Consider the following 23,537-nt stretch of genomic DNA (forward strand, 5'->3'; position numbering starts at 1 on the left):
AACTCCATACCTGAAGATATCAGGCTGAAATCTGAATAAAATATCAAAAGCATCACTTAACAAATATGATTTTGGAAAGTGATGCTTTTATTTTAATAAATTTGAAGCTTTATTTCTATGTGTATTAGGGTTTACGCTTACATTATATCAATTGCTCAGCTTCTTCTTAGTAGATTGATATACAATAAGAAAATATTTTTAATTACATTAGTGTTGTTGGTAGTATATATTCCAGTTTATTTAAATAGTTTATTAAAAATTGGTTTAGCATTACAAATAATGATTCATATAATATTAGTGATATTAGTTGCTAGCTTTTTGAATTCAAATGATATAAAAACCTATGACGATATAACAGAAAAATTGCATGAGGTATTACTGTCAATAATCAATATACTTGTTTTAACATACATCCCATTATATCTAAATAGTCTTTTGAAAATTGATTTAGCTCTAAAACTAATGATTTACATGTTATTAGGAATATTATGTGTTAGCTGTATGAGAGTAAAGGATATAAAAATCAATGATATTATAGAAAAATTAAAGATTTTTGTATATATAGACTTTGATTTTAAGTTATTTGACAAGCGAATTGAGGAAGATAACAAAGGGGATTTACAGGTTGGGATTAATAAAGAGAATAGAAAACCTGTCATTGTTCCACTCAAAGATAGATTTGTCCATAGCCTAGTTCTAGGCCCTACGGGTTCTGGTAAAACATCCCAGACTATAATTCCTATGATTAACCAAGATATGCAGAATCCAGATTTCGGAATTACTGTAATAGAGCCTAAAGGAGATTTAGCTGAAAAAATTTATGCTATGGCACAGCATTATGGAAGAAAAGCTATTTATTTTAATCCAATACTAGATGCTTGCCCAACATTTAATCCATTATATGGACCAGAGGATGATGTAATAGAAGATATCACTACTATATTTAAAATGTTAAATCCTGATTCTCCACAATTTTTCCAGGATATGAGTGAACAACTATTAAGGAATGCTTTAAAAATATTGAAAAGATTAAAAGGAAATAGTGCCACTTTAATAGATTTAAATACTCTAATTTATGATGATGGAGGAAATGGAAAAGCTCTGATAAATCAATTTGAGGATTATAACAATGATAGGGTAAAAAATACATCACTCCAAAAGGAAAATAAAGAAATAATTAATTATTTCCGTGGAGACTATCACAATGAGAATAGTAAGACCTATGAACACACTTCAGGAGTTCGTTCGCAAGTATCTAAGCTTGTTTCTAATAAATATTTAAGAAAAGTTTTAAACCCAGAAGATGGACAAAGTGATATAAGATTTGATGAACATTTAGATAGAGTGTATGAAGATGGAAAAGGTGAACAGTTAATTTTCTGTATTGCCACAGCACAAGGGAAATTAAGAGATTTAGGCTCATTTTTAGGATATTTTTTAATATTATCATATCAATCAGCAGTTTTTAGAAGAACGGGTTTAGAAGATACAAGGATGCCCCACACATTAATCCTCGATGAATCACAGAAATATGCTAACCAAGGAATGATAGATTTATTAACACAGGGGAGAAGCTATAGATGTGCTACAGTCCTTGCAACTCAGTCATTGTCCTTATTTGAAGAAGAAGCAGGGAAAGGATTTTTAGAAACTGTAAAAACAAATGCACGTAACATTTTTATATATCCAGGTATTTCCTCAACAGATGCTAAATATTATTCAGATGAGTTTGGTGAAATACTTAAAAAGAGAGTAAGTAAAGGGGTATCTAAACAAAGATTTAATCTATTAAATCATAACAATACAAGTTCACCAACAGATTCAATCAATATAGTTGAAGAAGAAAAGGCAAGATTTACTGCTTCAGAAATAATGTATCGTGAATTTGGAGAGATAACTATTAAGTATATCAAGAAAAACACAGTTCAGATGCCTGTGGTGGCTGATATAGAATTTATTCCTATGGAACTCAACAAAAAACTAGATAAGATGGTTATTGAAAATAATGATTTGACGTCAAGAGGGGTAGATCCTAATAAATACAGAGATTTAGAAAATGCAGGAGAACTAATATATCCACTTAAAAAAATTATAGAGAAAAATATTGAATATGATGATGTAATTTAAAAGTCCTAGTTTTAGGGCTTTTTTCTTTTGAGATTAAACCATTATAAGACAAATAAAACTTATATTTCGCTTTACCTTATCTATAATATAAAAAACATAAAAAATATATCAAGTAATGATATGTGTAAATTATAGTGAAAATTTTCTAGTTGAAAATTTTGATTTTATAACCGAGATTGAAAGGAGTTGATATTTGATATGACAGACAAAGAGCTTAGTTTGAAATTAGATTATCTTTTGAAACTTAGAGAAGAACAGCAACAGGAGCAAAGAGAAATACTAGATTTGAGCAAAGAAATAATCATGAAAATTATGGAGAAATCGGAGGTGAAAAAAGATGAATAAAATATTTGATGTATTAGAACAACTCAAGCAAATAGAGACAGAAATTGATGGAGGAAATATTTGTAGACTAAATGATTATGTAGAAAAGAGAGCTGAGTTAAATGAATTGATTCAAAAGAAAATAGATAATGTTCCAGTCAAAGACATTTTAAATAGAAACATAGTAGAGGAATCATATAAAATCGTTCTACTTTTAGAAAACTGGGATAGAGAGAAATAAGCAAATATATACATAAATGATTTAACGATAATTTGAGTTTAAGACAACTAATGTTTGATTTTATAACAATCAACAAGAAGAAAGAAAAATTTCATTCTGAAATTCTGAATTTAAGATTAACGATGGAAGGAGGATTGGTAAGATGTTTACTTATAAAAACAAGAGATATAGTAATTTATCAAAAATTATAAGACAAATCAAGAAAGATAATATAAATAAAAAATATTATATTTATTTAACAAAGGAAGACAAGTATTTTGTAATAAGTCCAAAGGAGGTGTAAAGGTTTATGAGAAGACATATAAGATTAAAAAATTTAAATAGAGAAGATTTGAAAATATTATCATCAGAAGCTTTGAATCAAGAGATAACAATACAAGATTATTTTAAAAAAATTATAAGGAATGAGGCTAAAAAACTACGAGAAGAAAAGCAATATGAAGACAAAGATATAGTAGAACTATTAAAAGATATGGCAAAATAGCCCAAAAGATTAATATTTAGGGCTATTTTTTATTTTTGATTATTTATTTAGATTATTAATAAATTATCTGAATATGTATGCAAATTATCTAACGATAATTTGATTTTAAGACATGAAAGTTAATTTGATTTTATAACTACAACCATGAAAGGAGGAAAAATGATGAATGAATTTATGAAAAGACAACACTTAAAAAGAATAGTTATTATATTTATTTTATTACAAATGATGCTATCACCACTAACAGTATATGCCCATGAAGCAGTTTATTTACAAGTTTTAATAGATCCAAATAACAAGAAATATGTGTCTGAGATTCTAACAGACCATCCTGGCTGGAGTAAAGAGGGACAACACATTGAGGCAAAAACTGGAAATTTTACTGATTTACAAAATGAAGCAGATAAACCTTTGAAAGGAGTAGTTTTGAATTCAAGCACTTTAGAAAATTTTAAAGAAGGAGAAATAACAAAACTAGATGAAAAAGATAACCGATTAACAGAGAATGGAGTAGACAATGGTTTAATATTTACATTCCCAGCGAAAGAAGAAGGCTGGTTTGGTGGAAAGAACAATGCTTCAGACGTAGATACTGAACGTGCCTATGAAATAGCAGAAAAATTAGTAGCTAGTTTAAATGGTATATTAAGAACAGTTAATGATGGTTATAAGTTTGAAAATGATGAACAATTAAGATTAACATCTATTTATATTAGACCTAATGATTCTGGTATAGCTCTAGTTCCTGCTAAATCAGGAAAAACATATAAAATTGTATATGCTACTGAAATGGAGAACACAAATACAAAAACTACTAATGAACTTAATGAACAACTTAAAAATGGAGGTATTAATGAAGGTTCATTATTTGATTACTTCCCTCGTTCTGACTCAAATGGTAATTTATATGCTTATGTATATGAATATAAAGACAGTAATACTCCAATAACTCAAATTCATGATTTTATATATGCTATGCCAAAAGGATATATAGAGGTTAATAGAAAACAAATAATTGAAAATAATTATGATTTTATAAACAATAACCAAGATACAGCATGGATCAATATTCATCAACTTTCTCGTCAAGCCAATTTTAACCTTGTAAATCATGGTTTTATGGCAGGTAAATCTGGTTTTGAAAGTGCACAAAACTGGTTAGAGAAAACAGTTTATAGTTTAATATCAGGAATTTTCTATCAATTAAGAAGTTTATTAGGATTATATGACACAGAAGAACTTGTATTTAACGAAGGTCTTCGTGGAACAAAACTTTATAATGATGGTATGATGTCACAAGATTGGTGGACTGTAGTTTTAAGATATCACCTAATCTTCCAAGCAATTGCTTGGACATTGATTATTGGGGCTGTTATAAAGATATTGATTCAAATGAACTTCAGCACAATTAATCCAAGTATGAAAATTTCAATAATGGAAACTTTACAGAAATTGTTTGTAGTAGGTTTCTTGTTAGTTACAATTATTCCTTTAACACAGTTGATGGCAAGTTTAAATAATGCTGTGGTGGAAATATTCGCAACACAGGTAGACTGGTCTGATTCGGCTCGTGTCGCCAATCATAGTGGTATGATAGCAGGGATAATTATAGAAGTAGTCTACTTCTTTATAAGTTTATATTTAAATTTTGTATATTTAATGAGAAGCCTTATGATAGCAGTATTAGTAGCAACAGGACCATTCTTTGTGGTTACAATGGCTTTCTTCGTAAAAGGTAAAGGTTTATTTGATAACTGGTCAAAAGAAATGGTTGCCAATATATTCTTACAAGCCTTTCATGCGTTTGCTTTCGCATTTGTATTAAATGTTCAAGGGGCAAGTCGTGGAATTGAAGAAATAGCCGTAGCGGCCAGCCTGATTCCACTCACGGAATTCTTTAGAACTATGTTATTTGGACAAGTAGGAAGTTTCGCAGTGCGTCAGGGCAAAGGGTTAGCAGTTCAATCAACAGCAGTAGCAACAAAGGGTCTAGAAACTTTTAGTAACTCGGCTAAAAACGGAAATAGAAGTAGTAGCAAAGAAAATAATATGGACAAGTTAGACAACACAAATAATATTAAAGATAATTCATTAAAGTTAAAAGAAAAAAGCACGTTATCTAAAGGAGCTGTAGCTGGTGGAGCGGTTCAAAAAACTTATGATGCTGGATTAGCTACAGCAAAAATTGCAGGAGGACTAGCACTTGAAAATAATAGTTTATTAATGGATGGAGCTACTGATTTTAGAAATATGATAGAAGGGCAGAAAGCTGATATTAAAGGTTTCTTTTTCAATATGGGAGGAGATATACCAGAGTGGGATAAGGACACTGGTGTTTTATTAACCAAGGAAACACAAGAGAAAAAAATTCCTATTCGGCCAAAAGAATATCTAAAAGATAGGGGATTAAATATTACACCGTATGGAGCTAGAAAAAACGGCAAAGCAAAAGGATTCACAATGCAAATAAGTAATAGATCTAAGCTTCAAAACAATGATTTAGAAAATATCAAGCAATTTGAAGAAAAACTGCAAGACACTTCTATAAACCAAATGCAATTTAGGAAACAAAATGGTGTTGAGGATGTAGTATTCGATAATGCTGGACAAATAGATTCTATTTCGTTCAACAAGCTAGGTATGGAAAAAATGGGTCTTGAAGATATTAAGAAAAAAGATTATCAATTTAAAGATACTCTTTATAAAGATGTATTATTTGAAACTAGGAAAAACAACAGTTTAGATCCTACATATACATTTTCTCCGACATATACATTGCCAAAGGAAAAAGAAAAAGATAAATCAGAGAAGAAGGCCAACTAAAGCCTTTTTCTCAATAACATTAGAAATAAAAATTCCTATCGAAATTTTGATTGTATAACATTAAATGGGAGGTGAAATGGTTATGAGAAAAATTTTATTTCTAGCAATTATATTTATAGTATTGTTGAGTTTAATACCAGTTTTTGCAGATGACATAGAACAAGATGATAAATTATTGATAACAGGAGTAAAATAACTAGACAAAATCAATAGAGAAAGCGATTTTGCTATTAAAAATCCAAGTGATCCAGAAGCTCTTGAAAGAGTTACAAAGTATTTAGTAAGAAAACAAGAGGAAGTAATTTGGACCTTACAAGTTGTAGCTCAACCAGCTTGTATCATAATGTTTATTATAAGTGCCTATGTTACAATGATTAGCAGTATAAGTAGTAACAAGACAATAATGGTAGGGATTGCAGGTATGCTAACAAGTGTAGTGATTTATGCAGTTATTTTACATGTTCAAATTATTTTTAGTAATTCTATCAATTTCATATCTACATAATTTAATGAGAAGAGAGCTTTACATTGGAAGCTCTTTTTTCTTGCTTATAATAATGATAAAATTTAAGTATTGATGTCATTTAAACAAAATAAAAAGGATAATATAAATATTTATTTTCAGTTCAAGGAAATTATGCTAGTATAAAATTATATTTTGCCAAAATATAATTAATATTTAATAGAATTATTCAAACAAAAGTAGTAATTTTCAAGCAGGGGGCGATAATATGGAAAATTGCAAAGAACATAATGTATTTATTTCGTATAGTTGGACATCAAAGGAGCATGCAACATGGGTCCGTAATTTGGCAGAAAGATTACTGGATGATGGAATAGAGGTTAAACTTGATCAATGGGATTTGAAACCAGGGAATGACAAATATGCTTTTATGGAAAGTATGGTTCAAGATGAAAGTATTGATAAAGTATTGATTGTTTGCGATTCTAAATATAAGGAGAAAGCAGATGCAAGAGATAAGGGAGTAGGAGTTGAAACTCAAATTATAACCCCAGAAATATACAACAAAACTACTCAACAGAAGTTTATACCTATTGTAGCAGAGGTAGGAGAAGAATTTGATTCGCACATGCCAAGTTATCTTAAAGCTAGAATAGGAATAGATATGTCTTCTGAGGATAAATATGAGGAAGGTTATGAACAATTATTACGGTTAATATATGACAAACCTCAGTTTAAGAAACCATCCAAGGGCAAACCACCAGCTTTTTTATTTGAAGATAAAAATACTCATTTTAAGACATCAAATTTAAACAAACAATTAAAGCACTTTTTGATAGATAAGCCTAATCAAGCTGATTATGTAATAACCCAATTTATTGAGGAGTTTTTAGTATCCTTAGAACAATTCACAATAGAAAGCAAAGATTTTATAAAGCCATATGATGAACAAATCTATATAAACATTGAAAAAATGTTAGATTTAAGGAATGACTATATTAACTTCTTATCGATGCTTTGCAAGCTTAAAAAGCATTTTGACATAGATATAATAATTAATTTATTTGAGGAGTTATATAAGTTTACTGAATTTCAAGGAAGTGGAACATTTTATGATATACAAACTGATCACTATAAACTTTTTATAAATGAAATTTTCTTATATACGACAGTAATATTAATAGAAAATGAAATGTTTGAAAAATTAAATACTATCTTATCAACAAAATATTTTGTAAAGTCCAAATATGATTATTATGAAAATGGAGCATCGTTCACAAGATTTAGATTTTATATTGCTTCACTAGATGAAGGTAGAAAAAAAAGATTGAATAGTAATAAAATCAGCATTACAGCTCAACTATTAGTTGATAGGAGTAAGGTAAATGGAAAAGATTATAAGGAAAATCTATTAGATGCAGATTTATTATTACACTATATATCGGATATAAAGAATAAAGAGGACAGTGGCTATGGAAGGTGCTGGTTTCCAACAACTTATGTATATAAGGGATATAGAAAAATAAATTTATTAAAGAAAATAGTTAGGAAAAAGCATTTCGATAAAGTCAAATTATTATTTAATGTTGACAAATCAGAAGATATGAAAGAATTAGTAACTAATTATAAAGTAGCTTATCGAGGTTATGATTCATGCTTTGAAAGCATACCAAATATATCCAACTATATAAATGTAGATGAGATTGCGAAATATGAATAAAGTATTTACATAGGGAGCTTCCAATGGAAGCTTCCTAATAATATGCAATTGATGCTTAGTTGACCAATTCATTAAGATATACTTGTAATGAAGCTTTAGCATTTTTAAGTGATTTAAATTTAGTTCTATTAAGAGATTTTTTTTACATTTTAATTTTATTCAAGCCTCTACTATACATATATCAACTTCAAAAGTTTTTATAGATAATATGTTATTGTCTATTATACTGAGTCTTATAGGAAGAAGGCTTACTAGATTTAGTTAAGATTGAGGATTTTAGTTTTGTTTAATTAAAAGATTTATATTTGGGATTTCAAATAATAGTATATTTACAAGAAATATAGGACTTTAGAGAATAAAAGGTAGTGTTAGAATATTATTACAGTGTTATAAGGGGGAGAAGGGTAAATGGAGAAGTATTTACAAATAATAATAAATTTTAATGAACAAATAATTGAGAATTTTAATATAGGTATTCCATTATTTTTAAAGTATTATTTGTTATTTAAAGCTGAGATTATATTTATTTCAATAATAATTTATATTGTTATTCGAGGTATTCATAATCTTAATCATAAATTTTATAGAGGAATCAAATATCAATTAGTCAAAAGATATAAAATATTGATAGCTGTGTATAGGTTCCATACTGGTTTAGATAATATTATCTTTTTTTTAATTTATAAGGTTCTAAAAATAAGAGTTGGATATAGGTCAATAGATGGAAAAGATTTAGCCTATCATATCTTTGATGATAATATGTTTGAAAAAATAAAACGAGTATTACTAGATTTATTTAATCCTATGAAAATTAACAACTTGATTCCTTTTACATTAACTATATTTATATATTTTAATGGGTCTTTAAATGAGCTATTAGATAAATATTTTAAATTTATGAGTAATAAGGGAAACTTATTAATAACAGTTGTATCTCTGCTACCAGCATTTGTTGTAATACTCATTATAATAATTGGGTGGAAATATACATCTCTTAGTGGAAGATTTCAGAGAGGAGCTAATAGGGTTAATCAAAATCTTATTGAAAAAACATTGGATATACATAGAAGATTGATTAAAGAGATATTACAAATTATTGATAAAGGAGGTTCTAATTTAGAACGTTGCTTAAAATGTATAGATTTATTAAAAGAAAATAGAGTAAAGTGTATTTCACCTTTAATAGAAAATATTGAAGAGAATAAAGTGATATGGAAGAAGACTAGATATTTTGGTGAAAACAATAAGAATTATTATATTCAACTTAATGATATTGAAGAAATTGATAAAATGGTAAAAATTTTAAAAGAAGCTAGAGAAAAAGGAATTATAGATGAACTATTTTGGATACGATTTCAAAACAGTAATATAATAAGAATTCGAGAATATTTGTGGAAGGAACCAGACAAGTTAGCAGATTATTTAAAAAGAAATTTATTAACCCCTATTGGTTTAGAGGGACTTTATAAAAAAGATACGGATGAAATTTTGTATAAAGAAATACAAAATAGTATTCCTGATGAAAAAATTAAGGAGTATATTGAAAGAAAAATTATAAAAGACATTCAGGATTTCGAAAGAGGACTTAACATAATAATAGTTGAGTCTATAGAAATGTTAGTAGACATGAGTTGTTATCATAAAGCTGTATATAAATTATTACATTTTAATTCATATAGATTTGGTAGAACGTTAAGTTACTGGGCAGACAGAGAGTAAGAATTTATAAAAATTATTGTAAATATTTTTAAATATTAAAATAGATAACATAAAAAGAGTAGCCAGTGAGAGATGCAAGCCCCTTATAGGTAATCCATAAGGGGCGATTTAATAACAAAAGATAAGACCATTTCTCATAATAATTTCCTTCTTACTCAATAGAATAGTAAAAACACTATTTTAAGAGGAAGGAGGATTTATTTATGCAGATAATAAATATTGATTTTGATAAATATGATAAGGAACTGTTGGAATTATCTTTTATGCCTAAACAGCAGAGGGATAGAGAATATTTAAAAGTGGCAGTAGACGAATTAACAGAAATTAGAGATGGATACATAAAAGAGTATGGTATTACTGCTGAATTATTAAGATTAGAAGAAAGAATATTGAATTATGCAATCTCTTTAAAAGAAGCAGAAGGAAAAGATTTTTTAGCAGAAAAGAAATCATTAGAATTTTTAATGACTCTTAAATACTAGAGGTTCGGTCGTATTTGATCGAACCTTTTTTAGTTGTAGTGTTTTCAAATATGAATCATAATGCTAGTGCTTGTATATATAGGTTATATAAAACGTATATAGGCGAGTGTATTGAATTTACTGTGTTATAACTTTGTAGATAATTCTTATAATATATCAATACGAAAAAGCCCCTGAAATTTGCGACAATTTCAGAGGCATAAGAGGAAGTCATTGAATATTAAATTTTTGTTTTTACCTTAGTATTATAACAGTTAAAAGCAAAAGTATTACTAAGATGATGTCGAATGACTTCCTAATCGTGTTTAACTATCAAAATGCGAAAAAGGAGGTCATTTTTTATGGATAAATATGTAATAGAAGAAAGAGATAATATTTATGTTCTACACAATCTTGTAAAATCAACTCAAAAGACAATAAAAAAATATATGTTTTTTAATAGATATAAAGAATTTGGATTTAAAAGCAAAGATGATTTTATTTTTAATTATATCCAGAAAAATATTACAACAGAGCAGAGGGAAAAAATAGACGAATTGATGAAACAGGAAAATAAGCTAATTGGATATAAGAGAAAGAAGTCAAACGAAAAGAAGATGAAAATCAGAGAAGAGATAAAAGAAAAACATGGAAATTTACTATACAAAGAAAGAGAAAAACTTGTAAAAAGAGCTTCAAAGAATCCTAGTGGTAGAGCTATACGAATGAGATTGTTGAAAGATTTGAAAGATGATGAGATAAAAGCTTTAAAGAGAAAGTTAAAATTAAAAAAGAAAGATATAAAGGATATTATAAAAAAAATAGAAATAGATGAGGATGAATTTGAAACCATTCAAGAAGTATATAAATATTTTGGAGGTATGGTTGATCCGATGGATTATATAGAGGGTCTTAAAATAAATTGGATGGATTGTTCAATTATTAAGGGAAACACGGCTCTTATATCAATCTATAATGATAAATATAAAATTTTAAGTTCAAATTTAAAGAAAGAGGAATGCTTGGCATTTGACTTAATTGATTTATTTGGATTATACAACATAGATATCTTTCAGATTATAGAAATGAAAGAGTTAAAGGTAAAAGGATATGAACAAATAAAGGCAGGACAGAAAAAATTAGAAGATGAGAGAAAGAGATATAAAAAAATGATTAAAGAAATACAGAGTAAAAAAATAGGTAATAAATATCCTAAACTTAGTAAATATCTAAAAAACATAATAGATGTCTATATCAAGCTATTGGAGAAAGGAATTGAAAATATAAATCATACAGGACAATTTTTAGGAGATAAGGGCATATATTTTGTTTCTATTAGGGATTTGGTTAAATTATTTAATGATGAAGGAATCAAAATAGAGAAGAGCAGTGTTTGTAACAAGATTAATCTACTGTGCTGTCTAGGACTTATAGAGAAGGTTTTTGCTTGGAGTCTTCCAGTAGCGTTAATACCTGATGATAAAAAGGTTTACAAAGCTAAAGATTGGTATGATAATAATTATTTTATTTTGCCAAAGGTAGATTTTAAAGAAGTGGAGAAAATAGCTTTAATCTTAAAAGAAAATAATATCACATTAAGAAATTTCAACAAGAAAACAGTAGAGGAAGTTTTTGGACAAGATATGGTAGATAGAATATTTCAAAAGACTAAAAAAGAGAATGATAAGGAATTTGAAACAAAAATAGAAGAATTTAAAAATGGAAATAAAGAAATAGAGAAAGTAGATACGATAGAAAGTGATATGGAAACAGATGGATTTTCTACGATTTCAGCAGATGAAGTAGAATGCGATTTATTTGATTTTTAATAAAAAGAGCTTTTTGTAAAAAATATTTTTGAAAAATTGTTATATATAAAAAGCTTGTAATTAAGTAATAGAGAGGAGTGTATACCATTCTTAAAGATGAAAATGTTGGACAATATATACCTAATAAAAGATTAGTAATGTAGTTTCTGAAATAAAGAAAACAGCACATTAAGAAGAAGAGAATATTATTTAAACGTAATATTAAAATGCAGATGAGAAATTGCAAGAGAACTACATTACACGGCATTAATTGTATTAAATTATTTATTGATAAACAAATTTCTATATATGCCTATTTGGGTGATAATCATATTAATTGGGCATTTCTTCTAAGGATGGTAGTTAATTTATATATTGATTAAATAGTTCTAAAAAACATTATAAGTAGATTATTAAAGAAGATAGTATTCTAAAAATCAAAAGAGCTAGAGGCTAAAAAATGCTAACTTGGTGGAATGCTCTGAGCGGCCGATGGCTACTTTTTTAGAAATTAAAACAAACAAGCTTTTATTTACCTTTTAAAGCCTTAAAAATATATACAGGAGTATTATTATGCCTTTCAAGTTTAAATGTATTCTAAAGGCTATTAGAAGCTTTTATAAACTAAATAGAAGAGTGAATACAATAATGTTATTCTCTGGAAGTGTTGATTTTACTGAGGTTATAAGACATAATTAAATTAAAAATATTATTATATTTTAGTTTACTTTATCTATAATAATATTAGAACTATAAATAAATGAGAGGAGGTCAAAAAGATGAAGATTTACAATCCTTTTAAAGTAGATATTCCAGACAATGAACTAAGATCTACTTACAACAGAAATCGAGTTGAAAGTTCTTTTAACAGAGAGTTGGGGATAATTCAAGCAATAGAGAACAAGATGAATTGGATTTTAATAGGTTACGTGATAATTGCGTATGCATTGATGAATAACCTATTTATAACACATCTGATTATAAGCTTTACAGCAGTTACAATCCTATATGGGGTATTATATAAGATATTTACGAACTCAGATGGAGTGTATTCTGTAACGAACTTTTTCATAAAGCAAAATATCTATTATACACCGATTAATAGCTTATTAACACATGCACCAGTGAGGAAGCTGGTATCATTAGCCGTATTACTACATCTTGGAGAAAAACTATATTTTACAAATTTCTACAAATTGTATTTTGGGGATTTTCCAGCACACACATTGTCCATATTAGTTTTGTTTGTAATAATACAGCTAGATTTTCATTTTAATCATTTGAAGAGATATCAAAAATTGAGCAGTATGCTTCAAGAAGCCGAAGAATTAGAGCAAAAGCAATATAGTTTAATGGAGCAAACAGATGAGGAAAGGGAACGTATACAAGAAGAAATAGAGAAATATATAGCTAAAAAATCTACAACTAAAGTTATAGAATTCAAAGCAAAAGCAGTTAAGAGGAGAAAACGAAATATAAATACACAAAATATAAAAGATGAAAATAACTAAAAAAATTGAAAGGAGATGAAAGTTTTATGAAAAAACTTACACTATTTATAGTGACAATATTAATATTTACAATAATTACAGGAGTAGGGGTTCAGGCTCAAGAGAATAATACTTATAAAGGATATACATTTACAGAAGAGGTAAGTGAGGCGAATAGAGCTAAAATGATAAGTATTGTTGATCAAATAATTCATAAAGAGGCAGAGCTGAAAATTTTAGAGGAAAGAGCTAAAAAGCTACAATTAGAAGCTGATGAGTGCGAAAGTAAAGGGTATTTTGACGAAATGAATGATTTATACAATAAATTAAGTGATATAAGAAGTAATAAAATATTTCCTTTAAGATGGCAAATAGAAAATTTAACTAATACAGATGATGATTTGTTTATCAGATATATTAAAAATATAGATGTAGGAATAGAGAATAAGGAAATACTACAAGAGGTTAAAAAAATAAAAGAAAAAGAATACATACAGCAAGAAGAAAATAAAAGGGCCGCCCAAAATATAATCAGTAAAGAAGTTAATCTAGAGCCTGTAAGTGACAAAAGAAGAACGTATATGATTAATAGTATACATTTTCAAAGTGCTAAACCAATCCCAGCAGAAGCCTTCACAGACGAAGTAATAGAGGGATTTTCTAAAATAAATGAGCTACAACAGCAAGTCGATATTATAGCAAATGAGATTGAACCAGAAGAATTTTTTAAAGATGAGAGAATTCAAGAACTTTTAGGACAAATAAAATATATAAGAGAGACACATTTAAAAGAATTTATGCAGAAATACAACAATACAAACTATAAAATATGGGAAATTGATAATATAATAGCATCATTGAGTGAATAAGGGCTAAAACCCTTATTTTTTTATAGAAAAATGTTAATTATTTAACAATAAAGAAAAGCATAAAAATAGCACCCTGATAGTGGATGCTATTTTACGTGTGAAAAAATGTGTGATTAATGTGTATATATAAATTTTCTCCTTTTTACCTTACCATATTATTAAGAAAGAAAAAATAAAAAATGGTAAAAAAGAAAAAAGAAAGAACTGTTTTGTATAATACTATGTAGTTTGTTAAAAATTATTCTTTCGCTTGGTTTAATGATGGTAGTAATATTGTTTGATTACATATCTACAATATAATAAGTTTTCTTAGATGAGAATCAAAATATAAATAAATGAAAAGGAGATAAATTTAAAAAGGTCAGGGGATGGTATGGTTTAGATTAAAAGGTATTTAGTGAAAAGGTTGGTTTTTAAATTATGGCATATAGAATAAATTTCCCTGTGGGAAATTCGATTTTAGGACGGCTTACTATTTTAAGACATTTTGTGGTTATAAAACAGCGATAGTGCATTGAAAGGTTGAACTTATAGATCTCATATGCTATGTTGTTGGTAAGAATTGCTAAGGCAGTATTCGTATGATTTTTTATTGTAAATTACTTATAAATCACTTATATATAATCTATAATATAAAAATACGAATATAAAATTTAATGGAGGTGTAGAGATATGAAAAAAACAATTACAATGTTTTTTATGGCAGTTATGTTAATGTTAGTTGGAGCTACAAATGCTTTTGCGGAAGAAATAGTTTTAGAAAATAATGTAAAGATATTTGTAGATAATCAGGAAGCAGAGTTCCCAGAAGGGGCAAAGCCTTTTATTGACACAAATAACCGAACTTTTGTATCTGTTCGCTTTGTAGCTGAAAAATTAGGATATGATGTTAAATGGCATGAAGAAGACTCTACAATAGACGTTTCTAAGAGAGATAAGAAAATTACCTTACAGGTAAATAGTAATATTGTAAAAACTACTCATAAAGGTATTAAGAAAATGGACACAAAGGTAGTAAAAATTGAAAATCGCTGTTTTGTTCCTCTTAGATTTGTAACAGAAATCTTGGGAGATTATAAAATTGATTACGAGCTAAAAGGTGGATACAATTGTATCTATATTATTTCTAATAGTTTGGATGCTACTGTTAAAGAAGAAGTAGAAGAGCAGAAAAATGGTTTTGAAAATTGGTTTACAAATAATAAAGAATTAGTAGATTTCTTCAAGAATAATTTCAGAAAAGAGCAGTATGTCATAGACGATACTCATATTTATTTTGGAAATGATAAAGGTTTTTTTAATGGTGATATTAGTTTGATTTACTATGCTCCATATAAAGCAGAAAATGAATACTATCAAGATAAAGATGATTATTATGAGTTAATTATTCACAATTTTACAGGTGATAATAAAACTACTGTTGAGCAGATGCTAATAAATATCACTGATAAAGAAATTGGAGAACATATATTCCAAGAAATTGTTAAGGGTATGAAGAATAAAGGACAAGGAGTTATATCAAATAAATGGATTAAACACAAAGGAATAGAATATTACTTTAATACAGAAAACCTTGGAATAGAAGTATTAGTTAGAGATAGCGAATAGCTATCTCTAAATTTTTCAATAGAAAAAGAGAAAGGAGGAAATTTTTATGAATTATAAAACAATTTGTAAAGTCTTTTTTATAGTGTTTCTTCTATTAAATATAATACCTATAATTTCATATGCTGAATGGGATGATGAAGCAATAGAGCGTTTTGGAGAAGGAATATTAATAGAAGAAACAGGAGAAATAATATATCCACAATATAGATTTAAAGAACCAACTACAGGAAAACTATTAACGTGGTATCCTGTTCGTGTGACAGATGGGAAAAAAGAAGCCTTAAAAATATTAGATTATACTATTTATGTTGAGGATGGACAATTAGCCCTAACCACGATAGATAATCAAGGCGACATTTATAATATGGATGTGCTAAAAAAGCCTGAAAATTATAATAAAATGTTTGATATTTTTCAAAACTGTTGGAATCACACGGGGCAGAGCTACATCTCAAAGTTGGGACGTAGATACCCCACTGTTTATGCAAAAGATGAAAGAATACCGAAGGATAATTGGGGAAAAACCAATTATAATGTAAAGGATACAACAGGTCAAAGAGATACAAAACAAATAGATCCAGTGCCTAATAAAAACAAATTAATTTTCACTACTCCAGAAGGGCTAAAAGTCAATTTTAGAACGGCAATGACAAAAGATGGAGCTTATCAAGGTTTTTGTTTTTATACTAAGGATGTTGGATTTAAAGATTTTAAACCAAAGAGTAGCGTTGTGTTTAAACCGTGGGAAAAACATAGGTTTGGTATAATGGAAGGTAAATTCAATAAGCTTTTTAATGAAGAATTTAGAAGAACAGGAAATATAGATGAAAAGTGGGTTAAATGGTATCAAATATTTTGCCAGCAAAATAAAGGTTTAGATGCAACGATGATATCAAAAGCAAAAATGCGAAGGTTAGAGCCTACAAAAGAAAATCAAGCTAGGATGTTTTATGAAGGATATTATGCAGTTCATGATGTCACAACAAATCTTACTAATGGGGTGGCAATGGAAATTCATGGGAATTCAAGGTATTATGCTACCCTAACAACTTCTATAATAACTTCTCTTAAAAATCTACGTGTAGCTTCACCAGAAAATCCTATCGGACAATATAACAAAATAGACATTTTAGATGCTAAAACAAGAAGATTATTAAACCATGAAAAAGACATTTTAAATGCTGGACAGAAGATTTTAAAACGAACTTATGTGGGATTTGAAAATAGTGTAAATGCATCTACTTATAACAAGTCAATTCAAATCAATTCTTTTGTTTTATACAATAATAATAAAGATTTTAGCCACACGGATGAGTTTTATCCATTGATTTCAAGTAAAAATTTCGGAAATGTAAGTTTAAAATCAATTTCGGAGGGATTTACTTTTGGCAACGGTATGCATTTACAAAATGAAGAGAATGTAGCCATCTACGAAGAAGAGATTGTAGTTCCAGAATACACAAAAGGAGGAGAATTTTTAGAGCAAATCACATTTGGATCAGCACTACCATTTCAAACAAATTCATATACAAGTGAAGATATAGAGAAAAATGATAATCAAAAAACAGCCGATGATTTATCTACAATCATATTCAAAGTCAAACAGAAAAATGAAAATGATCTTATTATTTCTGATATGAAATTAACAGATAAAAAAGGGGATATAGTAGATAAAGTTATTAAAAACCAAGAATATATTTTACAGTGGAAGATAAAAAATATAGGACAAACTGATACAAAAACAGTGATAGACCATTCAATTTTTACAAATACCCTACAAGGGCAGTATTTTAGTGAATTAAGAGATGGGGGTATAGGAAATACAGTTAATAGCGATAATCCAAGAATCTTAAAAAAAGGAGAAGAAATCGAGTTTAAAACAAAGATACATATACCTGTAAATGTAACTGATAATATAATGAAAATTTCAGCATTTATTCCGAAAGCTTTTGATATAAGTGACAATAAGTATATATATGAGGATGATGTAAAGACAATAAAATTCCCTATTATAAATCCAAGCGGTTCAAAAGAAAATTTAGCAGTTGTCGATATTAGATTACTAGATTCACAGACACAAATACCTTATGAACAGCTAAATACAGATAATCTTTCTTATGATTTTGATTTAAATAAATCTTATGATATAGAGGTGTTGGTTGAGAAGAAATATGGAACAGCCGTCATCATTCAGCCTAAATTGGATTTATATATAAGAGATAGTCAACAAGCTGTTGAAGAGATACAATTAACAAGTAAAAATACATTATCAAAATCAGGGGATACAGCAGTATTCCGATTAAAAGGATACAGAACAGATGGAAATACGATAGATATTTTATCTCAAATACCTAATATGTATAGAGAACAAGGATTAAATGATATCCAATCAGATGATACAATGACTAAAATATGGAAAAAAGAAATCAATTTCACTGCTACAAATCTTAAGTTGAATCCGAACCATTTGAGTATCGGAAAAAGAGAACGACTTCCAAAAGAAAATATAGGTTTTACGGTTAATCTAGGGTCAAGCATGACATCTAAGAAAAGTATAGATAATGTTTTATTTGTAATATTAGATAAGAACAATAACGTAGTGTATGAAGATAAAAATATAGATTTTAGTGGAAATCTTATAAAATACCAAGGGACTATTAAGAATTATAATTTAAAAGAAGGAAATAATCCATTTATGGCAGTTATTAATCACAATAAGGCAATTCAGGAATATGATGGCTCAAAAGATCCATATGATGATAATACTTCTACTTCTAATGTTTTAGTTAAAAGAGATAAAGAAAATAAAGAAAAAGAAATGTTAAAGTGTAGTTCTTACAACCTACAGAATAATTGGAGTCAAACGTTCCAAATGCATAGAAAAACTGGTTCTATGAAATCAAAGACAGTTTGTAGTAAGAAAAAAGGTTGTAGAACAGTAACCTATTGTCTAAATGTAAAACATAAGTATTGGAAAGAGACTAGAAGCTATTATGAAAGATTCAGAGTAGAGAAGGTTATGTTCCGTTCACTTAGCACCATAGAAAAATATGGTGGTGATGGATGGGTCAACATCTTAGGTAATAACAATGGACAAGTAAGAGCTGGTCAATGGTATGAGGTCTACTTAGTTACACATTACGAAACAAATCGTCCTAGTATGCCTGATAGATGGAGAAGGAACAAGTGTAATTATCAAACAAGAAGTCCTGGTCTTTCAAGTTTACCAAACAGCCTTGAGTATATTAGTCTTAAAATTAGTGGTTATGGAGAAACAGAATATTACTCAAGATTATACCATTACAAAAGTGAAAATTCTTGGTATAATCACAAAAGATATTATCGTCCAGAGTTAAGAAGTGGAACTGATATCATGAATGAAACGTCTACCCGTAGATACATTCCTAAAACGGGGAAAGATGGAACAATTTTACTGAATGTAGTTACCAAAGAATTTAGAGGATATGAATATGATGAGAAGCATCCAAGAAAACTTCTTCAAGATTGTAAGAATATTAAGATTTATGTAAATGATCCTTTAAATGTGAAAAGCCAAGTGATTGGAAATAATTAATAAAAAGTCCTTGAAATATAGGGCTTTTTCTATTGAAAACAAATAAATATAGCAGTAATATGTAAGTAAGCATTAAAAAAGAGGTGAGTCAATGGAAGATATTTCGTTAATTAAGAGCATTATTCTAGAAACTTTTGGTGAGAATTTTAAATCAAAATTTCAGAAAAGTTTTATTATGGATTATGACAATTTTATTAATCAAATAATTTTTGAGTTATATTATGATGACTATACAGAAAATTGTGGAAGTATTAATCTAGCTGATTTTCATAAAAAAGAAAATTTAAATGATAATAATATAAAAACCATAGAATGTATAGAAGACCCTGAATATAAACAACTTAAAAGGAGTTACAAAAAATATAGAACGCATAATGATAATAATGCTAAAACTATTTATGAAAAATCAAGTGAAACCAGTTTGAATGGATATGAAAAGGAGCACAATATTCAATATCAAGAACTAACAACTCCACAAGAAAGAGCAAAAGGACATAAATTAAGAGTGTATCAAATATTTCAGCAAAAAAATCTAATGAAATATAAAATTTTTAAACAGATAGAAAATGGTAGAATAGCATCTAGTAAAAAACTTAAGGACCCAGAGTTAATTGACATGTTAGTTGAATTTGAGAATATTTATGAAGAAATTAATAAGAAATTCAATACTAATTTCGAAAAATGTATACAATATTATCAATTAGAAAATATGTGTGGGATAGAGATTAAGCATCTTATAGCAAAGGCCTTGAAGATGAGTAATAAAAAACTAAAAGAAAAAGAAATAGATAAGAGGATTTTTAAATCACTTATGGCAGTAAGTTACATGGGCGAGGATTATCAAAATAGATTTGTAATTGGAAATCAAGAATATGTTAATAAATATATTGAAGGAAATTATAAAGACTTTGAAGAAATGCCGATGGAAATTCTTGAACTATGTAGATTGAAATTGATAGCTAAGAAAATTATTAAGGACAAGTTAAGTAAAAAAGGTTTTGTTTATAACTATATTAAAGAAGAAGATTTTTTTGAAAAATTTCTTGGTTCAGGACAACATATACATAATAAGGAATGGGAGAAAATAAAATTAAAAGATTTTAGAGATTTTTATATAGGTAATTAAAAAATATCCCGATTAGCGACCTCAGAAATAATTAGATTTTCTTTTATAATTAAAGAAAAAATTAATTATTTTAAGGAGGACATAACAATGCTAAATTTAAATTTTCAAAAGGAAACTTCAAAAGCTTTATTTTATGAAATAGGAGAGTATAGGATTAGGATTCCAAAGCAAGATTATTATGTTATACGAAATAGTAGTAATGAAAAATATGCTAGTTGGGATGATGAACAAGATTTTTTACCAGCATGTGATGTGAAAATAGAAAATATAAAAACAAAAGATTGTAGCATACATCGATGCTATCAACCTTTTGGTATTTTATTAGAAGATTTAAGAAGAGATTATAATAGTGATAAAAGCCAATTTAGATGGAAGTAATATATTTTGAAAGAAGCCTCTTCATAGAGGCTTTTTCACTTGCTTACAAATATTTCATTAAAATTCTGCTGAACTATTGTAATATGAATAAAAAAATGTCAGTATTAAGTAAAATGAATTTACAGCAAAGGAAGTGGAAAGAATGATACATTTATTAAAAAAGACAAATAAAACACTTAACGATTATATAGAAAATAAAAAACTGAAAAAGGAATTAAATTATCTTGAGAAAATAGGTATGCCAACGCTGGTTAATGAAATATTTAAGGGGATTATAAAAAAGAAGATTAAGATGGAGGAAGTTACCAAGGAATTAGGGACTGAAAAAGAATATGGATATGTGAGATTTTTAACCAATAAAGGTAATCAAGGAAGGTTATTTTACTTGTATTCTGATTTTGATAGACAAGAGGATGTGGACTATATGATCGAAGGTTATTGTATATCAAAAGACAATAAAATAATCTTTAATTGTTTCGAGATAGAACATGGCGTAGGGAATATTGATAAGAATGTAGTATTTGAATTTGATCATAATGAAGATGGGCAGGCTTGCTAATAAATAGTCAATCAATAAAACCTCAACTACTTATAAGGGGATGGGGTTTTATTAAATATCCATTATAGATATGCCGACATATTTGGTAACATTTGGTAACATTTGTTATAATGAAAGTAATAATCTAACAGAGAAAGGATGTATAAAATGCCTTTTAAAATTAACGGATATTTAGGAAAACAAGTAGAAGGGATCTTAGAGGATAATTATACAAACCATAAACAAGTTTTTAAGACATGTGAGGAGATAAATAGATATGCACAGCAATTAAAATCTAAATTTAATATTAATTCATTAGATAGGCAAGGTGTTTTTTCAACTATATTATATTTAAAAATACACAATGCTTTTCAGGGAGCAGTAATTATGTATAAGCATGGATTGAACAGTGAAGCAAAAGTAATTACAAGAACTGGTTTAGAATTTTTATTTATATTAAAAGCAATAGTAAAAGATGAAAAAAACTGTGATAAATTGTTTGAGGCAGATGATAAAAATAGAGAATTACTCTTAAAGAATATTAATTATGATAAAAATAATATTTTCTCTGAACTAGCAAATAAAGTAGATTTAAGAGATTATTATAAATTAAAAAGTAAGAACAAAGATAACAATGTAAAGAAACTAAAGATCAAACAGTGGGCCGAGCTATCAGATTCATTGATTGATTATAATTATGCTTATTACTATTTATGTGGTGAAGTCCATGTAGATCTAAGAAGCTTTGAAAAGTATGTTGAAACTGATGAAGAAGGTCAGATAACGCAATTTAATCCTTTACCAAGCACAAAGGATATAAACTTGATTATGTTTACAGCTTCACATTGCATGTTAGGAGCAATTGAAGCGATGAGCAGATTAAAAAAGTTTGATAATGAACATGAAATAAAAGAAATTTCTGATCTAGTTTTATCCATTAAAGATATGGATATTGAAATAGAATAATAAAAGTGGGAGGAGATATAGGTGTCATACAAAACATTTGAAATTAGTATTCCTGCTGACGAAGATGGATATGTAAAATTTCAATGCCCATATTGTAATCAAAAGTTCAAATTAAATGCCAGTGAAATTGAGGAATCAGATGTAGTTGATTTATACTGCCCTGTTTGTGGATTAGCAAACGAAGTAAGCAATTTTTATAGTGATGAAGTAATGGAAAAAGCTATGAGTATTGCTGAAAATGAAGCTATGAATATGATATTTGATATGTTCAAAGATTTTGAAAGGAGCACAAGAAGCAACAAAAATTTTAATGTGAAAGCAGGAAAAAAGCCAGATGTTCCTATCAAGGAAATTTATGAAAACATTGATGAATTAATAGAGGTCAAACTAAACTGTTGTGATAAACATATTAAAGTTAGTGAACTAGATAGATTATTAGGGGTATATTGTTCATACTGTGGGGTGAAAGATTATGAAGAGTAAAAGCGAATTGAAAAAGATAGCTAGAGAATTTAGAATGTATGGCTCAAGACTATTATCTACAAAATATGGCAATGGTCTGGGTGACTTAAGCAGGTTCTTAAATTTTATAGAATCTAATGATGTGATATATAAATTTATTCAAGAAAATAATAAAGAAAGCTACGATATAGAAGAAATTTGTAGAAACAGAGGTTGGAGAAATAAATATCCTCTGCCAATAGAAAAAAACAAAGAAATAGCCTTTATATATCAGTTATTAAAGTATGGATAAGCTAATTTTGGTGACTATATACCATTTACTCATGGGTATGGTTCAGGTAACAAATTTCAAGATC

21 protein-coding genes are annotated in these 23,537 nt (G+C 27.8%); all 21 read left to right on the forward strand.

Annotated features, from left to right (window positions below):
• Window positions 1-117 precede the first annotated feature (117 nt).
• The 21 genes from N4A57_RS07915 to N4A57_RS08015 all read left to right on the forward strand — a co-directional run bounded on the left by N4A57_RS07915 (window position 118) and on the right by N4A57_RS08015 (window position 23,473).
• Entirely contained in the window at window positions 118-2,127 is a 2,010-nt protein-coding gene (locus N4A57_RS07915) for a type IV secretory system conjugative DNA transfer family protein (RefSeq protein ID WP_293657380.1), read from the forward strand.
• A gap of 198 nt (window positions 2,128-2,325) precedes the next feature.
• Complete coding sequence (locus N4A57_RS07920) at window positions 2,326-2,472, forward strand: hypothetical protein (protein ID WP_293657382.1); 147 nt, start codon at window positions 2,326-2,328, stop codon at window positions 2,470-2,472.
• The gene (locus N4A57_RS07925; protein ID WP_293657384.1) at window positions 2,465-2,692 is read left to right on the forward strand and encodes a hypothetical protein; all 228 of its coding nucleotides are present in this window, start codon (window positions 2,465-2,467) and stop codon (window positions 2,690-2,692) included. Before N4A57_RS07920 ends, N4A57_RS07925 begins: the two co-directional genes overlap by 8 nt.
• A gap of 142 nt (window positions 2,693-2,834) precedes the next feature.
• A complete protein-coding gene (locus N4A57_RS07930; RefSeq protein WP_293657385.1) occupies window positions 2,835-2,975 on the forward strand; it encodes a hypothetical protein in 141 nt (46 codons plus the stop codon).
• Window positions 2,976-2,981: 6 nt separating this feature from the next.
• Window positions 2,982-3,176: a hypothetical protein gene (locus N4A57_RS07935; RefSeq protein ID WP_293657387.1), complete on the forward strand. Its 195-nt coding sequence runs from the start codon at window positions 2,982-2,984 to the stop codon at window positions 3,174-3,176.
• Between the two features lie 162 nt (window positions 3,177-3,338).
• Complete coding sequence (locus N4A57_RS07940) at window positions 3,339-5,999, forward strand: type IV secretion system protein (protein WP_293657388.1); 2,661 nt, start codon at window positions 3,339-3,341, stop codon at window positions 5,997-5,999.
• Window positions 6,000-6,342: 343 nt separating this feature from the next.
• A complete protein-coding gene (locus N4A57_RS07945) occupies window positions 6,343-6,504 on the forward strand; it encodes a hypothetical protein (protein ID WP_293657389.1) in 162 nt (53 codons plus the stop codon).
• Between the two features lie 226 nt (window positions 6,505-6,730).
• Window positions 6,731-8,182, forward strand: coding sequence for a toll/interleukin-1 receptor domain-containing protein (locus N4A57_RS07950; RefSeq protein ID WP_293657390.1), 1,452 nt, complete (start codon window positions 6,731-6,733; stop codon window positions 8,180-8,182).
• Between the two features lie 408 nt (window positions 8,183-8,590).
• Entirely contained in the window at window positions 8,591-9,901 is a 1,311-nt protein-coding gene (locus N4A57_RS07955; RefSeq protein WP_293657391.1) for a hypothetical protein, read from the forward strand.
• A 203-nt stretch (window positions 9,902-10,104) separates the two neighbouring features.
• A complete protein-coding gene (locus N4A57_RS07960; RefSeq protein ID WP_293657392.1) occupies window positions 10,105-10,383 on the forward strand; it encodes a hypothetical protein in 279 nt (92 codons plus the stop codon).
• Window positions 10,384-10,724: 341 nt separating this feature from the next.
• A complete protein-coding gene (locus N4A57_RS07965; protein WP_293657393.1) occupies window positions 10,725-12,191 on the forward strand; it encodes a hypothetical protein in 1,467 nt (488 codons plus the stop codon).
• A gap of 758 nt (window positions 12,192-12,949) precedes the next feature.
• The gene (locus tag N4A57_RS07970) at window positions 12,950-13,681 is read left to right on the forward strand and encodes a hypothetical protein (protein WP_293657394.1); all 732 of its coding nucleotides are present in this window, start codon (window positions 12,950-12,952) and stop codon (window positions 13,679-13,681) included.
• Window positions 13,682-13,707: 26 nt separating this feature from the next.
• Window positions 13,708-14,529, forward strand: a complete 822-nt coding sequence (locus N4A57_RS07975; RefSeq protein WP_293657395.1) for a hypothetical protein — start codon at window positions 13,708-13,710, stop codon at window positions 14,527-14,529.
• 672 nt (window positions 14,530-15,201) lie between these two features.
• Entirely contained in the window at window positions 15,202-16,137 is a 936-nt protein-coding gene (locus tag N4A57_RS07980; RefSeq protein ID WP_293657396.1) for a copper amine oxidase N-terminal domain-containing protein, read from the forward strand.
• Between the two features lie 46 nt (window positions 16,138-16,183).
• Entirely contained in the window at window positions 16,184-19,711 is a 3,528-nt protein-coding gene (locus N4A57_RS07985; RefSeq protein ID WP_293657397.1) for a hypothetical protein, read from the forward strand.
• A 91-nt stretch (window positions 19,712-19,802) separates the two neighbouring features.
• A complete protein-coding gene (locus tag N4A57_RS07990) occupies window positions 19,803-20,837 on the forward strand; it encodes a hypothetical protein (protein WP_293657398.1) in 1,035 nt (344 codons plus the stop codon).
• An 87-nt stretch (window positions 20,838-20,924) separates the two neighbouring features.
• A complete protein-coding gene (locus tag N4A57_RS07995; RefSeq protein ID WP_293657399.1) occupies window positions 20,925-21,215 on the forward strand; it encodes a hypothetical protein in 291 nt (96 codons plus the stop codon).
• Window positions 21,216-21,357: 142 nt separating this feature from the next.
• Complete coding sequence (locus tag N4A57_RS08000; protein WP_293657400.1) at window positions 21,358-21,774, forward strand: hypothetical protein; 417 nt, start codon at window positions 21,358-21,360, stop codon at window positions 21,772-21,774.
• Between the two features lie 147 nt (window positions 21,775-21,921).
• Window positions 21,922-22,719: a DUF5677 domain-containing protein gene (locus tag N4A57_RS08005; protein WP_293657401.1), complete on the forward strand. Its 798-nt coding sequence runs from the start codon at window positions 21,922-21,924 to the stop codon at window positions 22,717-22,719.
• A 21-nt stretch (window positions 22,720-22,740) separates the two neighbouring features.
• Window positions 22,741-23,202, forward strand: coding sequence for a TFIIB-type zinc ribbon-containing protein (locus N4A57_RS08010; protein WP_293657402.1), 462 nt, complete (start codon window positions 22,741-22,743; stop codon window positions 23,200-23,202).
• A complete protein-coding gene (locus tag N4A57_RS08015) occupies window positions 23,192-23,473 on the forward strand; it encodes a hypothetical protein (protein WP_293657403.1) in 282 nt (93 codons plus the stop codon). Before N4A57_RS08010 ends, N4A57_RS08015 begins: the two co-directional genes overlap by 11 nt.
• Window positions 23,474-23,537: the final 64 nt, after the last annotated feature.

The sequence above is a fragment of the Anaeromicrobium sp. genome (assembly GCF_025210435.1).
Classification (GTDB): domain Bacteria; phylum Bacillota; class Clostridia; order Peptostreptococcales; family Thermotaleaceae; genus Anaeromicrobium.